Source organism: Acinetobacter sp. R933-2 (assembly GCF_030325485.1).
In the GTDB taxonomy this organism is placed as follows: domain Bacteria; phylum Pseudomonadota; class Gammaproteobacteria; order Pseudomonadales; family Moraxellaceae; genus Acinetobacter; species Acinetobacter sichuanensis.
Genome location: NZ_JACAIJ010000004.1, coordinates 197,351 through 213,406, shown reverse-complemented (window position 1 = coordinate 213,406; position 16,056 = coordinate 197,351). Strand labels below are relative to the sequence as shown.

Here is a 16,056-nt window from a genome sequence, read left to right as displayed (position 1 = left end):
AATCCCCTATTTCCACATGAGAGCGACTTAAATAGTCGCTCTTTTTGGTTGGCTGACTGTGGAATCAACAAAATCTATTGTATAGTCAAAATAATTTTCATGTGTACTGAACTTATTTATGGCTAAAGTTAAAACTGTTTATCGTTGTGAACAATGTGGTACAGACCATTCTAAATGGGCAGGGCAATGTTCAGACTGTGGTGAATGGAATTCTTTAACTGAAGTACGTATTGAACCTGCTGTAACACATCGTGCCAAACCAATGGGCGGTGGTTATGCAGGACAAGCGGCAAATGTTACTTTACTCAATAAAATCACAGTATCTAATGAAACACGCTTAGCAACGGGAATTAGTGAATTTGATCGTGTTCTTGGTGGTGGTCTGGTCACAGGTTCAGTGGTATTAATTGGTGGTGATCCCGGTATTGGTAAGTCCACCATTTTATTACAAACAGCAACCCACATGGCGGCTGTAAATAACTCTGCTTTATATGTCACAGGTGAAGAATCACTCTCTCAAGTTGCCCTGCGCGCAAACCGTTTAGATCTGCCTACAGATAAACTACAAGTTATGGCAGAAACCTGTGTAGAGCGTATTTGTGAAACCTTGGCGCAACTGCGTCCATCCGTTGCAATTTTAGACTCGATCCAAACTTTATATACTGAAACGCTACAATCTGCACCTGGTGGTGTTTCACAAATCCGTGAATCTGCCGCACTCCTCACTCGTTTTGCTAAAAATAGTGGAACTGCTTTATTTATTGTGGGTCATGTCACTAAAGAAGGTTCTCTTGCAGGTCCTCGTGTACTTGAACATATGGTTGACTGTGTCCTATATTTTGAAGGTCAGTCTGACTCACGTTATCGTATGATTCGTGCAGTGAAAAACCGTTTTGGTGCGGTGAATGAACTCGGTGTGTTTGGTATGACAGACAAAGGGCTAAAAGAAGTTGCCAATCCATCAGCAATTTTTCTTAGTCGCTATGATGAAGCCATTCCTGGTTCTGTAGTCATGATCAGTCGTGAAGGTACACGCCCACTTTTGGTTGAAGTGCAAGCCCTAGTAGATGATGCTCACGGTCAACCACGTCGTGTCGCCTTAGGCTTAGAGCAAAACCGTTTAAATATGTTACTTGCTGTGATGCACAGACATGGTGGTGTACAAACTTCAGGACAAGATGTTTATGTCAATGTCGTTGGTGGCTTAAAAATCACTGAAACAGGCTCAGACTTGGCTGTATTACTAGCATGTGCTTCTAGTTTACGCTCCAAAGCACTTCCCCAACAATTAGCAGTATTTGGAGAAGTTGGCTTATCAGGTGAAATTCGTCCTGTACCGAATGGTCAAGAACGCTTAAAAGAAGCCATCAAACATGGCTTTAAATTTATTATTGTGCCACGTGCCAATGCACCACAAAAACCTATTGCTGGTGTACAGATTATTGCTGTTGCTCGCTTACATGAAGCTTTAACTGAAGCGATTCAATTAAGTGATGAACATAGTTAAAGAAATCGTTGTTTTTATGTGAATAACTGTGCAAAAAACTGTCGATCATTCTTGATATTTCTCCTAAAAGGCGTCATATATAGAAGTTATATTTCTCGTTATATTGAATAGGAAAACGCAATGGAAGTTCGACAGCGTAGTTTAATGGCTGGTGTATTAATGGCAGCATTGGTGGTTGCACCTTTAGCAGAAGCTAAACGAGCAGGTGGTGGTAAAAGTCATGGCATGAGCCGTTCCGCTACGCCAAGTCAGTCTTATTCACAACCGCGACAAGCTACGCCTGTACAACAACCAATGCCTGCTCAAAATACCCAACAGAAGTCAGGTTCTGGTGTAGGTAAAATGGTTGCTGCTGGTGTTGCAGGTGCAGCAGTCGGTGCAATTGCCGCAAATGCAATGGCAGATGACAACAATACAAATCCTCAAGCACAAACCAATGATGCAGAGTTAGCAAAACAACAAGCTGCTGCTCAGCAAGAAGAGGAAAAAGGTGGAATCCCAAGTTGGATTTGGCTCATTCTCATCGCAGGTGGTGCTTTCTTCTTGTTCCGTAAATTTGGTGCAAAAAAAAAATTAGCAGCAACTAATCCATACGCACCAAATAATGCAGGTCCAACAAGCGCTCCTTTTGGTAAATCAACTGCACCAAATCACCAAGACAATACCAATATTTTTGGTCAGTCGGTGGCAGGTGGTGCAGCAACTCAAGCACCGTTTGGTTCTGCATCAACACAAAGTGGCAATCAACTTCCAGATGGTACTGAACCTGCGGCATTTTTACGTATCGCACGTCAACGCTTCAACCATATTCAGTCTATGAATACAGCAAGTAATATTAGTGAGATTCAACGTTATTTAACACCTGATCTTTATCAGTCTATGTATAGCGATATCATGGCAAATCAAGATCAAGACGTTGCTGAATTCTCTAATTTAAATGCAATGGTGACAGATTCTGCGACTGAAAATGGACAATACATTGTCAGTGTTCGTTTTACAGGTACAGTGAGTGAAGACTTAAATAGTCAACCTGTGCCTTTTACTGAAATTTGGCATTTTGTTAAACCAGCAGGTTCTACACAAGACTGGCTCGTTGGTGGTATTCAACAAGCATAATTTTAATTTTCCAATCAAAAAACCAGTGCTCGCCACTGGTTTTTTATTTTCAAAATAATAACTTATAAAAATTAATTCGATAAAGAAAACTCAACCAAAGCATCAACATGAATATGTGTAGTATCAAAAATAGGAACTTGCAAATCTTGCTGTTGAATCAGTAAACCAATTTCTGTACACCCCAAAATAATGCCTTCAGCGCCTTGCTGCAACACCGTTTGAATGATCCTTAAATATTCATGTTTAGATGATGCATTTATTTTGCCACGACATAATTCCTGATAAATGACATCATGAACGATCATTTGATCGGCAAGTGTTGGCGTTAAAACCTTAATGCCTTGTGCAATGAGTCTAGCCTTATAAAAATCTTGCTGCATAGTAAATGCAGTTCCCAATAAACCCACACATTGAATATTTTGTTTTTTGATGACCTGAGTGGTTGCATCAACAATATGTAAAAAAGGGACTTGAACTGCACTTTCGATTTGTTCAGCAACTTTATGCATCGTATTGGTACATAGCGCAATCACCTCTGCGCCAGCGAGTTCCAACTGCATTGCGAGTTGTGCAAGATATTGCCCTGCTTCATCCCAACGATTTTCTCTTTGTAATTGTTCAATTTCATGAAAATCAACACTACTTAAAATCACTTTTGCAGAATGTAAACCACCATATGACTGCTGAATTTTACGATTGAGTTGTTGATAATAAATATCTGAAGATTCCCAACTCATTCCACCAAGTAAACCAATTGTTTTCATTTTCAGTTCATTCATCGCATTTTATGGTTAATTTTTTAACATAAACGCTTTAGAAGACAAAACAAATCGTGAGATAACAATTTAAAAGCCAACAAAAAGCCCTGAAAAATCAGAGCTTTTTAGACTATGTCATGTTAGCGTTTAGGCAAAGGAATATATTGTGAATCAGTTTGCTCAATCTGACGTTCACCTACTTTCACATTTAAATCAAGTGTTTCTTGTCCACGTACAACTTCAACTTTGATATGTGAATTTGGTGCTTGTAAAGCAACGTAATTAATTAAATGTGATGTTGAAGTAATCACTTCATCATTGACTTTAACAATGCGATCGCCAATTTTTAAGCCAGCATCGGCAGCAGGTCCTTGTTTCAGTACGTCTGCAACCACTACACCTGTTTGACGTGGAGCAAGAACATCGACTTGCGCTGGTGGAACTAAACTAATTCCTAACCAACCACGAATCACTCGACCATCTTTTAAAATAGAATTTAAAACTTGTTGACAAATTTTTGCAGGAATCGCAAAACCAATGCCTAAAGAGCCACCTGATTGTGAAAAAATCGCAGTATTTACCCCAATCAAATTACCTGCAACATCAATCAATGCCCCACCAGAGTTTCCAGGGTTAATAGCTGCATCTGTTTGAATAAAGTCTTCATAAGTGTTAATTCCTAAGTCAGAACGACCTGTTGCAGAAATAATACCTTGTGTGACGGTTTGCCCTACACCAAAAGGATTACCAATCGCAAGAACAACATCACCAACTTCATTACCACTGAGTTTAAACGGTAATACAGGCAAACTCTCTAATTCAATTTTAATAACAGCCAAATCTGTATCAGGATCAGTTCCAATGACTTTGGCTTCAGCCCGACGACCATCTTGCAATGCAACCACAATTTGATCTGCTTGTGCAATTACATGATTATTCGTCAAAATATAACCATCAGGACGAACAATCACGCCTGAACCTAAACTATTTTCATTTTGCCCTTGAGACTGTTCAGGAATTTGATTACCAAAAAACTCACGGAATGCAGGATCATTTAACAATGGATGATTTTGTTTTACTTTTTGTGTTGTAAAAATATTAACCACTGCTGGCGCTGCGACTTTTACCGCAGCATTATAGGAAACCACACCACCCGTACGAGATGTATCGACTAATGGCTCAACCTTTTCAGCTGGCATTTTTACACCATCTGATGCAATTGGTGCTTTTGGTTGTTGTAATTTTTGCCATACAGCAAAACTAATAATTACTAGGATGAGTAACACCCAAGGTAGCCATGTAAAGGTGCGGCGCACTTTTTCGCTCCTCTTCAGAATTTTTTAATTCATTGATGTGAAAGTATTTTCAATATTGTAATCTAATTCAATAAATAAACCTAAAAAACACAAAGAGTTTTGTTCAGCTTTAGTTACAATTTACAGTTAGGTTTAACCCGATCTTTGTTTAGTCATGATTTATATTTCATATAATCAAACTCAGCAATGTACATTCCCATATCATCTAAGTTAAAAACTTTAATTTTCACTCAATTTAATCAGAGTCATATGGCAAATTTAAATGAAATAATCCAATGGTGTAACCAAACTTTAAAAACGCATGAATTTAAAGACTATGCTCCTAATGGTTTACAAATCGAAGGAAATATCGAAGTCAAAAAAATTCTTTGTGCGGTTACTGCATCACAAGATGCCATCAATGCAGCAATTGAACAAAAAGCTGATCTTCTCTTGGTTCATCATGGCTATTTTTGGAAAGGTGAACCTTACCCAATTACGGGTATGCGTGGAAAACGAATTAAAGCATTGATTAAAAATGATATTTCTTTATTAGCTTATCATCTTCCTTTAGATTCACATCCAACACTTGGCAATAACGCAGCAATTGCTGAAATTTTAGATTTAGAAAATTTAGAAGCACTTGACCCAACTGAACGCAACCCAATAGGTAATATTGGTAATCTAAAAACTGCAATGTCACCAGATCAATTTAAAAATTATGTTTCTGAAAAATTGGGTTTTGATGCGATTCATTTGCCTGCTGAAAAGACACAAATTCAAAAAATAGGCTTTTGTACAGGTGGCGCGCAAGATTTTATCTCTAAAGCTGCTGCAATGAATTGTGATGCTTATATTTCAGGTGAAGTGAGTGAACGTACTTTTTATGAAGCACAAGAATTAAATGTACATTATTTTGCCTGTGGACATCATGCAACTGAGCGTTATGGCGTACAACGATTAGGCAAAGCTATTTCAGAACACTTCAATATTGAGTATAGTTATTTCGAATTAAATAATCCGATTTAATGGCGGCTCAAAAGTTAAATTTGAATGAACATAAAAACATTCAAATAGAAAGCTTTTTTGCCAAAAATAATGGCTGTTTTTTAACATTTTCTTTATACGTATTAAATCGAAATAAATTGTGTATTGTTATTTAACAAGCTGCGCAATTATTTGAAGAATCTATTACAATAAAGCCACTTAATGTTAAAACCCAGCAAAATGCAAGGAATTTAAAACATGACAACCATTACTTTACCTGCGCTTCCATACGGTTATGATGACCTCGCTCCGCACATCAGCAAAGAAACTTTAGAGTTTCACCACGATAAACACCACAACACTTATGTTGTTAACTTAAACAACCTCATTGCTGGTACAGACCTTGAAGGTAAATCTTTAGAAGAAATCATCACTGCTGTTGCAGGCGATGCATCTAAAGCAGGTGTTTTCAACAATGCGGCTCAAGTTTGGAACCACACTTTCTACTGGAACTGTATGGCTAAAAATGGTGGCGGTAAAGCGACTGGCGCTTTAGCTGCTAAAATTGATGAAGCTTTCGGTTCTTACGAAAAATTCGCTGAAGAATTTGCTGCTGCTGCAACAACTCAATTTGGTTCAGGTTGGGCTTGGTTAGTTGCTGACAAAGTAAATGGCGACCTTTCTATCCTTAAAACTTCAAATGCTGATACTCCACTTGCTCATGGTAAAGTTGCTGTACTCACAATTGACGTTTGGGAACACGCTTATTACATCGACTTCCGTAATGCACGTCCTAAATATATCTCTACTTTCCTAGAAAGCTTAGTGAACTGGGACTATGCAAATGCTAAATATGCTGGTCAAGAAGCTGGTGTAGAGAAATAATTTACTTTTTTATAAAGTAAATAAAAAGCCAGTCGGTGCAAACTGACTGGCTTTTTTTTAATGCATTTTTACATCTGTGGATTCAAAAATTAAGTAAACTTGATCTAAGACTTAAAATGTCCTTGATATCTTTGTGTTGAACGCATTAGACCTTTTTATTTTTCACTGATTCATCAGCCAATTTATAAATCAGATCTTGCATTGCAAGCATTTTGTCACGATTAGCATGATCCCAAGGATGAAAATTAGGACGAAAATAATCAATATAATTACCCAATTGCTTTCTTAAAGCACCCACTTCACCAAACGTATATTTGTACGCTTTACGCCAACTAGAAAGATCAGTCAATTTTTTCTCATCCATCACGATCTTGGTAAAGACAGGTAGTACAAGCCCCCAGAATACAATTGTTGCAAGTACTAAACCTAAACTACGGACTGCGTAGGCATAAGGTCCATGTCCCATAGCAGTATTCCACACATCGAAAGCAACGGCTTTATGTTCAGTTTCTTCAAAGGCATGCCAACGCCAAATATTGGCATAATTTTCTTCAGCACCATCAAAGAGTTCAGGAATTTGTAACACAGAATCTGCTAATAGTGCAGTAAAATGTTCTAATGCAATTGTCGCACTCAGCCAAAAATATTCTGGTGTATGCTTTTTGATTAAACCAAAAATATCCAAAACAAAAGCTTCAAATTTTGGTGCAATGGTATTTCGATCAAACAAGGCACTATTATAGTCTTCATGCTCACGACCATGCATCGCTTCCTGACCAATAAAAGCAGTCAATGCTTTTTGCAAATCAGGGTCTTGCACTAGATCTCGGTGCGCACGCACAGCATCAATAAAGAAACGCTCACCAATAGGCAAAACAATTGAAAATGTATTGAGCAATGCGGTAAAAATTGGTCCCGCCGAAGTATGCCAGTCCGCAATACGATCGGCTGGTAAATCAAATCGTACATCACGACGAATGGGTAATGGCTCATGATATACGGTGGATTTTATAAGTTTCTGTAAAATGCCCATAGCTTCATCCTATCTATTTATTTGAATAAGTGTGATGTCCCAAACAAAATTGTACTCTTTTGAGCACAATCTTCTATATCATTTCAACTCAATTCCATGTCATATCAACTCATTTCCATCAATTTTTCAGTCACGACGGTACATGGTAATGACACAAGCACCACCTAAGCCAAGATTATGCTGTAAGGCAATTCGAGCATTTTCCACCTGACGGTTACCTGCTGTGCCACGGAGTTGCCACACCAGTTCGGTACATTGTGCCAAGCCAGTTGCACCGAGTGGATGACCTTTGGACAGCAAGCCACCAGATGGATTGGTGACATATTTTCCACCATAGGTATTGTCAGCATCCCAAATGAATTTTTCCGCCTCACCCTCAGGGCATAAACCCAAAGCCTCGTAAGTCAGTAACTCATTTGCCGTAAAACAATCATGTAATTCAATCACATCAACATCTTCTACACCTACACCTGCTGCTTCATAGACTTGTTTCGCAGCGTGTTTGGTCATGTCATAACCGACCATTTTAATCATACTTTTTTCTTCAAAACTTGAGGCATAATCTGTGGTCATCGACTGCGCTGCGATATAAACAGGGTTGGAAATACCATGTTTTTTGGCAAATTCATCTGAACAGAGAATGACTGCACCTGCACCACAGGTCGGAGGGCAACATTGGAAACGGGTCAAGGGATCAAAGACTTCATCCGATGCCATGATTTCATCCAATGACAATACCTGACCGAACAAAGCGTATGGATTCTGACTGGCGTGTTTACGGGCTTTTACCGCAATTTGTCCAAAGGTTTCTTTTTTGGTGCCGTGCAACCAACGATATTCACGACCTGCGCCACCGAACATTTGTGCTGCAGGCGGTGCTGAATTGAAACCTTGTACATCCAACATGACTTGGGCATGTTGTCCCATTGGTGGTTCACGGTCATTGAATTTTGCTCCCAATGCGCCCTTTTCCATTTTTTCAAAACCCAGTGCAAGAACACATTCAGCCAAACCACCCTCGATGGCTTGACGTGCTAAATACAACGCACTCGAACCAGTTGAGCAGTTGTTATTGACATTGACAATGGGTACGCCTGTTAAACCCAACTCATAAGCCGCACGCTGTCCACAGGTTGAATCACCATAGACATAACCTGCAAACACTTGCTCGATTTCGTTATAGTTAATGCCTGCATCTTTCAGTGCATTTTGCCCTGCTTCTTTTGCCATGACATAATATTCTTCACTTGCACCCGGTTTGGCAAACTTGGTCATCCCAACACCGATGACATTGACACGTCTTTTCATTTCTTATTCTCCAATGTATCGCATTTTCCAAACTATCCTTTTGTAGAAAATGCGATGACTTTATTCATTTATATTGAGATGGATTAATTGCTTAAACCTTGTAGGAATTGCATCTGATGAACCAGTCGAATATCACCATTCACTTTGACCTCACCATGCTGATATAAGTCACGAATCTCACGCTGATTCGTCACCAACTCCGCCAAATGATGATCACTCAATGTTAAGATCACATCGGCATTGGCATCATTGCCCTGCGTGACACTTCCATTGGCTAAATTCACCGTCCACGACTCATTTGGTTCTGTGATGTTGAATTGATATGAATGATTGCTATTGCTTTCACCCTGTAAACGATTTTTCAAAGCATTGAAAATTTCAGGCGCTTTAGCTACTTTAGGCGTTGCATTACTCGTTGAAGCAGTTGTTGTCGTTGCACCTGAAGCCACTCGTGCATCGCGTGCTTGATCAACCAACTTCTTATCCATGTCCTGCAACACAGTTAATTTGTTGGAAGCCATAACATTGCCACCAATTTTCAACTGACCACCGAAGAATAACTTCTGTACAGAAGCAAGATCACCACCAAACACGGTTGGAATATGTTCTTCATCCAATTCCAGTGTCACATCAGGATTGGCAATGTCACCTGCACCAGCACTGCCTGCACCATTTTTTAGGTCAATAAACCAGACCGAATCAGGATTTTTAATCTTGAATAAGAATGAAGTTTTGGTTTTATCAACAAGATCTGCTTTGGACTGAATATGTTGATTCACCGCAGTAAAAACATCAGCAAGGGTAATTTCTGTATTGACCGATGGCGTTGCATCTGTATGAGTAGATGATGAGCTTGAACTGTCTGCACTGGCTAGGCGTTGATTTTTTGCTTCGCTAAACAATTTAGATTCAATCTCTTGCAGGACGATCAACTTATTGGAAGCCATGACATTGCCACCGATTTTAAGTTGACCACCAAAGAATAATTTCTGTACATCGGCAAGTGAACTGGTCACGACCGTTTCAAGATGCTCTTCATCCATTTCCAAAGTGACATCAGCATTGGAAATTTCACCTTGTGTGCATGAGCCTGCGCCATTCTTCAAATCCAAAGTCCAAACAGAATCAGGATTTTTCAGTTTGAATAAGAATGAAGTCTTGGTTTTATCGACCAATTCAGGGTGTTGTGCAACATATTCACCAATCACTTTAAATACATCTTTGGCAATGAGGCGATCAGGTTCAGCCGATGCTTGAACTTGTGCAGATGGCGCTGAATCCTGAGCTGCTTTCGGCTTAGCTTTCGCCGTTGGAATTTCCGTATACAATTCAATGGCAGCGTTTTTAATCACCACTTCATTGCGTTCTTTGACCCACGTTTCAAAAATGATTTTAGTGTCGGATTCCTTCCACATCTTGGTGACCAAGGTATCACCCGGATAGACGCTCTTGGCAAAACGCACTTTGATGCTTTTAAAATAACGACCATCGTTATTGCTAAATGCTTTAATCACATGGCGACCACTGAAACCAAAAGTACATAGACCATGTAAAATCGGGCGATCAAAACCAAAGGCTTTGGCAAATGCAGGGTCTGCATGGAGCGGATTCCAATCGCCTGATAAGCGATATAAAAGTGTTTGATTGACATCGGTTTTTTCTTCAATCACGGCGTCAGGTTCACGCTCAGGTGCGACATTTTGTTCTATTGAATCACCACGCTCACCGCCCCAACCGCCTGCACCACGTACAAATGCCGTCATTTCGTTGTAAATCAGTTCTTCACCATTTTCATCTTTCGAGGAAATCGCGAAAGTCACTACCGCATTTGGGTCTTTATCGTAGGCACTTTTTAAGGTGAATGTATGCTGTAACTTGGCATGTGGCGGTAAAGGTCGCTTAATTTCAGTATATTGCTCACCATGCAACACACGGTCAAAGCCATAATTCATGCCCGGAAGCGTCACACCTTGTTTCGCCATTTGTAACATGGCATTCATTTGTGGCATCACACCATAGGTTGGAAATGCTTGGAATTCACTGCCCAACTCATAAACGTAAGCAAGTTCAGAGCTGTCGAGTGGATTTTGCGCTGCGCCAATACCCAAAGCATATAACGATAAATCACGCTCATCATAAGACGATTCAATTTCCAGTTTGGCTTTCGAAGCGACATCCAAGTCTATAAATTCATTACCACCCAAGTTTGGATGATTGATGCCTTCAAGAATTGGTGTGAACGATTCTGTGGTCGAAGTCGGATGAGTCGATTCTGTGAAATCGGTGATTTTGTCCCAATGACGTGCAACATCATCGATATTAAATGGGCGTTTATTTGGGAAAATATAACCTTCTGTACGTTCCCAACGCAGTTTGGCAATAAAACCTGCACCAACTTCAAATAAGCCTTTATTTTCCTGACAGTCTTCATGCGCTAGCCACGCCACTAACGGACTGACTGCTTCAGGTTTCAGCAAAGCCAATAAATCAGGTGGCATCACAGTTTCAGTCAATCGTGACGCTGCCAAAGGTGCAATAGTATTGACGAAAATGTTTTTACTACGCCCTTCTTCCGCTAAGCAATTGGCGAGTCCGAGAATCCCCAACTTTGCCGCACAGTAGTTGGCTTGCCCGAAGTTGCCATAAATCCCTGCCGCAGAGGTGGTCATGATGATCCGACCATAACCTTTTTCACGCATGATGGGCCAAGCCGCATGTGACACGCTTTCCGTACCATTCAAATGCACCCGCATGATCAAGTCCCAGTCTTCTTGGGTCATTTTGGCAAAGCTGACATCACGTAGAATACCTGCATTGTTAATGACAATATCGACTGTACCGAAATGATCTAAAGCGGTTTGGACAATGGCTTGACCATTTTCTACTGAATCATAGTTAGCAACCGCTTCACCACCTGCGACACGGATTTCTTCCACGACTTTATCGGCTGCTGAGGACGATTGTCCTGAGCCATGCGCACCACCACCTAAGTCATTGACCACCACTTTACAGCCACGTGCGGCAAGGGTTAGCGCATGTTGGCGACCCAACCCACCGCCTGCACCTGTCACAATGGCAACGCGTCCATCAAAACGTAATTCTGACATTTTCAATCCTTTTTCTAAATCTTGTTGTTCTAAGCAATTTGAATTTTTAATCTTGTTGTAAAATGATTGAATGATCACAGGAAATTTATAATGGAAGTCCCCTCTCCTTTATTAAAGGATGAGCGTAGCGCAAGAGGGTGAGGATTTATTTAAAAATATCAATCAACCCGATCTTTCTCTGAACTGTTTAAGCAACAAAAAAAGAACTTTCCAGAATTAAATTTCCATCATGCTAATCATTTTACTTTTACAAATACGTGAATCAAATCGTCCGTGAAATCAACTCTTTCATGATTTCATTGGTACCACCATAAATACGGTTTGGACGCATATCCAAGTACGCACGTGCAATTGGATACTCAAGCATATAGCCATAACCACCATGCAATTGCACACATTCATCGACAACTTTACACGCTAAGTCCGACACCCAATATTTTGCTGTGCATGCTGCTTCAATCGACAATTCATTTTTCAAGACTTGTTGCATACATTGATCTACAAAAGTACGAGCGATTTGTACTTCAGCACGCATTTCAGCCAGTTTAAAACGTGTATTTTGAAACACTGAAATAGGCTTACTAAATGCCTTACGCTGTTTGGTATATTCCACTGTGTTTGCTAAAGCATTTTCAGCACCTGCTGCACAGATAATCCCAATCATCATGCGTTCCCAAGCCAGTTCTTTCATGAGCATGATAAAACCCATGCCTTCCATACCGAGCAAATTACTTTTTGGTACACGCACATTGTCAAAAAATAATTCACATGTATCTTGACCATGCATACCGACTTTTTTTAACGGCTTACCTTTAGTAAAACCCTCTCGATCAGCTTCAATAATGATTAAAGAAACATTTTGAGCAGCATTTTCACTTTTACCTGTTTTGACTGCAACGACAGCAATATCACATAGATAACCATTCGTAATAAAAATCTTGGAACCATTAATAATGTAATCGTCACCATCTTCCACTGCTGTGGTGCGAATACTTTGTAAGTCCGAACCCGTACCCGGTTCAGTCATCGCAATTGCACCTACTGCTTCACCTGTTGCCATTTTTGGCAACCAGTATTGCTTCTGCTCTTCATTACCAAAATTATTTAAATAGTTTGCAACAATGTCTGAATGTAAGGAAAAACCTGACGAAGAATCTCCCACACGAGCTTGTTCTTCCATTAAAATCATCGAATACAAGCGATCTACACCTGAACCTCCATATTCTTCTGGCATAGTGCAACATAAAAAACCTAACTCACCCGCTTTATTCCAAAGATGACGATCAATGTGCTGTTGTTCTTCCCATTTTTCACGATGTGGTGCAATTTCAGTTTCAAAAAAACGACGTGCCGTTTGACGAAATTGTTCATGCTCTGCATTGAATAAAGTGCGTGGAATCATTGCAGGAATAGCTTGTGGAATATTTAAAACAGACATGATCTTTCCTTAATTTAACGTTATTTTTCTAGCATGTTAAGAAGTTATGAGTTTTTAAGATATAGATATAACTTCATCTTCTACTTTTAAAATGAGATCAAATATTCGTCAATTGTAATAAACATAGTCTACTGATTAAAAATGATGTTTTTTGCCAAAAAATATTTTAAGCAATACCAGTAATTTTTATAAAATCATGATAAATCGTGCTGTTTTTTTATCGTTACAATCATACTGATTTAGCTTAATAAAATGAATTATTTCAACTTTAGCTATATCTCATTAGAGTTATTTTTACTTTTTAAAAAACATGGAAAATAGGGAAATTAAGTTTCTAACATTAAAACTTCAATTGTAGAAATTTTTATTGATTAAATTTTCACAATAAAAAAAAGACCCTTGAATGATCAAGGGTCTTTTAAATATTTGGCGGAAGCGGTGAGATTCGAACTCACGGAGGACTCGCACCCTCGTCGGTTTTCAAGACCGGTGCATTAAACCGCTCTGCCACGCTTCCAATGGCGGCTATCATATAAATAAAAAATCAATTTGGCAAATGTTTTTATAAAAATATTGAACCAAGTGTACAAAATAAAATCAAATATCACTATTTAGATGATTTTTCAGGCTTTTCATATTCAATTGAGTTGATATACCAATTTTTTTTGCCTGATGGGGTTAATACTTCAACTTCATCATCCACTTGTTTAGTAAGTAGTGCCCTTGCCATAGGTGAATCTATAGAAATATTTTGAGGATGATGGTCATAAATTTCATCGACTCCAACAATTCTAAGCTTTTTCTTCTCTCCTTCATCATTCTCTATTTCCACCCAAGCTCCAAAATAAACTTTGCCCTCTTGTTCCACAGAAAAATCAATTATCCTTAATTCTTCCAAACGCTTTCCTAAATATCGAACACGTCTATCAATTTTCTTAAGTATTTGTTTATTATATTGATAATCTGCATTTTCAGAACGATCACCGAGACTCGCAGCCCAATTCACTTTCTGGGTAATTTCAGGACGTTCTTCATGCCATAAACGTTGTAATTCAGCAACTAATTGATCATGTCCAGTTCGGGTAATTAAGTTCGATTTCATGATGTCATCCCTTTACTTCAACAGCATAACTTTACATTTTGAAATAGGAAATTCTCGTTTTCCACACAAAATAAGTATATAAAATTTTTTCACTAACTAAATCAATCCATTATGTTACACAAATTAAATAATCTCAGTACAAAATTTGACATTTTAAATTTTCAACTTTATTATTCGCACATGTTTTAGGTTGCCTATTTTTTATACGATGTAGTTTTTCTACATAATCCTAATTTCCCATATGTCATTTTTTGAATGACGTCCATGCCTGCCCACCCTTATTGAATTTATCAACTTAAGAAAGTCTTGAGTCGTACTGGCTTTGTCTTTTGAGGGCATAAATTACTAGTAGCGGAGACAACATGCACAGTAATTCAACATCTGGATCGAGGTTAAAGCTTGATTCTTTTTTTTCCACTCTCCCATTAAAAGCCTTGGTTCTGGCTAGTGCATTTATTCCATTTCATAGTATTAATGCCACTAAAGTTAACCAATACAATAGTGTTGTCAACAGCAACAAATTGACTGTTGTAGCCGTATCAATGCCAACAATCGTGTTTAAAGATGGTCAATATAAACATGGTTTTGGTTATGATTTAGCGCATAGCTATGCACAAAATTTAAATGTGCAATTAGATTTTAAAACAGTTGCAGACAATGCCACAGCTTTAAAAATGATTGCGCAGGGAAAAGCAAATTTTGCCATTACAACAGCATCGACTGAACGTATTGAAGCAAAGAAATTAACCTCTTTTTCTGCTACTTGTGGTGACTTAAATAGCTTAAAAAAGAATGGTTTAAATACCGAAATCAATTGGGTTTTTAAACATGCTGATGACCCTTTGACAGAAGCCGCAAGTGGTTTTGTTTGTCAAAGTAAGCAAAATGGTTCTATCCAACAACTGGCTTCATTTTACAACCGTAATTTGTTGAAAAAAGATGATTGGAATATTATTCAACGCGATTTAAGCGCTCGACTTCCTATTTATAAAGCCAGTTTTCAACGCTCAGCACAACAATATGGTCTAGATTGGCATTTGCTCGCAGCCATTGGTTATCAAGAGTCATATTTAAAACCAAATTCTGTTTCTCCTACAGGAGTTCGTGGTTTAATGATGCTGACTCATGCAACAGCACGTGAAATGGGTGTTTCTAACCGAACTGACCCAAGTCAGAGCATCCAAGGTGGCGCAAAATATTTTAATCAAATGTTGAATCGTTATAACTATATACATACTCCTGACCGTCATTGGTATGCATTAGTTGCCTATAATATGGGACCGGGTGCTGTTGATGCCATTCAAAAACGTATCAAAGCTCAAGGTAAAGATCCGAATGATTGGATGAATCTTTATAACTATTTAACACGCCACCAAACACGTAATGGTCGTTACAAGCAGGCGCTTCAATATGTCACGCGTATCCGAGCGTATTTAGAACATATTAAAAATACACCTGACTTGATGACAATTTAATAGTTCAGAGTATATTTATCTCAAATAAAAAAAGCTTACATCAAT

The 16,056-nt window shown here is 38.8% G+C and carries 12 protein-coding genes and 1 tRNA gene; 5 read left to right on the top strand and 8 right to left on the bottom strand.

Annotated elements, in window-relative coordinates:
* The first annotated feature begins 118 nt into the window (after positions 1-118).
* Entirely contained in the window at positions 119-1,507 is a 1,389-nt protein-coding gene (radA, locus tag HX005_RS06550) for a DNA repair protein RadA (RefSeq protein ID WP_286376726.1), read from the top strand.
* A 120-nt stretch (positions 1,508-1,627) separates the two neighbouring features.
* Positions 1,628-2,623, top strand: coding sequence for a Tim44 domain-containing protein (locus HX005_RS06545; protein WP_286376725.1), 996 nt, complete (start codon positions 1,628-1,630; stop codon positions 2,621-2,623).
* Between the two features lie 71 nt (positions 2,624-2,694).
* On the opposite strand, the gene HX005_RS06540 is transcribed toward HX005_RS06545, so the two are convergent.
* The gene (locus HX005_RS06540; protein WP_286376724.1) at positions 2,695-3,387 is read right to left on the bottom strand and encodes an aspartate/glutamate racemase family protein; all 693 of its coding nucleotides are present in this window, start codon (positions 3,385-3,387) and stop codon (positions 2,695-2,697) included.
* 134 nt (positions 3,388-3,521) lie between these two features.
* Complete coding sequence (locus tag HX005_RS06535; RefSeq protein ID WP_107007058.1) at positions 3,522-4,697, bottom strand: S1C family serine protease; 1,176 nt, start codon at positions 4,695-4,697, stop codon at positions 3,522-3,524.
* 249 nt (positions 4,698-4,946) lie between these two features.
* Between HX005_RS06535 and HX005_RS06530 the strand changes: the two genes are divergently transcribed.
* Positions 4,947-5,705 carry a Nif3-like dinuclear metal center hexameric protein gene (locus HX005_RS06530; protein WP_286376723.1) on the top strand — a complete coding sequence of 253 codons (759 nt, stop codon included), beginning with the start codon at positions 4,947-4,949 and terminating at the stop codon, positions 5,703-5,705.
* A gap of 216 nt (positions 5,706-5,921) precedes the next feature.
* Positions 5,922-6,548 carry a superoxide dismutase SodB gene (gene sodB, locus HX005_RS06525; RefSeq protein WP_107007056.1) on the top strand — a complete coding sequence of 209 codons (627 nt, stop codon included), beginning with the start codon at positions 5,922-5,924 and terminating at the stop codon, positions 6,546-6,548.
* Between the two features lie 145 nt (positions 6,549-6,693).
* Here sodB and HX005_RS06520 read toward each other — a convergent pair whose 3' ends face one another.
* The 6 genes from HX005_RS06520 to greB all read right to left on the bottom strand — a co-directional run bounded on the left by HX005_RS06520 (position 6,694) and on the right by greB (position 14,536).
* Complete coding sequence (locus tag HX005_RS06520; protein WP_286376722.1) at positions 6,694-7,581, bottom strand: metal-dependent hydrolase; 888 nt, start codon at positions 7,579-7,581, stop codon at positions 6,694-6,696.
* Between the two features lie 126 nt (positions 7,582-7,707).
* The gene (locus HX005_RS06515) at positions 7,708-8,889 is read right to left on the bottom strand and encodes a lipid-transfer protein (RefSeq protein WP_286376721.1); all 1,182 of its coding nucleotides are present in this window, start codon (positions 8,887-8,889) and stop codon (positions 7,708-7,710) included.
* A gap of 83 nt (positions 8,890-8,972) precedes the next feature.
* On the bottom strand, positions 8,973-11,996 hold the full coding sequence (locus HX005_RS06510) for a peroxisomal multifunctional enzyme type 2 (protein WP_286376720.1): 3,024 nt from the start codon (positions 11,994-11,996) through the stop codon (positions 8,973-8,975).
* 262 nt (positions 11,997-12,258) lie between these two features.
* Positions 12,259-13,434, bottom strand: coding sequence for an acyl-CoA dehydrogenase family protein (locus HX005_RS06505; RefSeq protein WP_286376719.1), 1,176 nt, complete (start codon positions 13,432-13,434; stop codon positions 12,259-12,261).
* Between the two features lie 427 nt (positions 13,435-13,861).
* Positions 13,862-13,951 (bottom strand) — tRNA-Ser (locus HX005_RS06500).
* A gap of 90 nt (positions 13,952-14,041) precedes the next feature.
* The gene (gene greB, locus HX005_RS06495; protein WP_286376718.1) at positions 14,042-14,536 is read right to left on the bottom strand and encodes a transcription elongation factor GreB; all 495 of its coding nucleotides are present in this window, start codon (positions 14,534-14,536) and stop codon (positions 14,042-14,044) included.
* Positions 14,537-14,898: 362 nt separating this feature from the next.
* On the opposite strand from greB, the gene HX005_RS06490 reads away from it, so the two are divergent.
* Positions 14,899-16,011: a transglycosylase SLT domain-containing protein gene (locus HX005_RS06490; protein ID WP_286376717.1), complete on the top strand. Its 1,113-nt coding sequence runs from the start codon at positions 14,899-14,901 to the stop codon at positions 16,009-16,011.
* Positions 16,012-16,056 lie beyond the last annotated feature (45 nt).